The 336-nt window shown below is 33.9% G+C and carries 1 protein-coding gene; it reads right to left on the reverse strand.

Features of this window, described 5'->3' with window-relative positions; translation table 11 throughout:
- On the reverse strand, window positions 1–261 hold a 261-nt coding region (locus FUA24_RS23385), incomplete at its 3' end, for a tRNA-dihydrouridine synthase (RefSeq protein ID WP_187388372.1).
- Window positions 262–336: the final 75 nt, after the last annotated feature.

Consider the following 336-nt stretch of genomic DNA (forward strand, 5'->3'; position numbering starts at 1 on the left):
AATATCAATGGTTTGAAGCATGCTATCTAGATTAGCTCCAAAGATTTGAATACCTACGGGCCTTTCTTTTTCATAAATATCTAGTTTCATAACACTTTTAGCAGCATTACGTATTAAACCTTCGCTAGATACAAACTCGGTGTAAACAACATCGGCTCCTTGCTCTTTACACAATGCACGAAAAGGCGGATCACTAACATCTTCCATGGGTGCTAAAAGCAACGGAAAATCTGGCAGTTCTATGTTATCTATTTTTACCATACAATTATTTGAAGTTGCAAAATTACTGTTTTTTGTTGAAAGCTTTATATTTATAAAAAATAGACACCTTGCAAA

It is taken from the genome of Seonamhaeicola marinus (assembly GCF_008085455.1).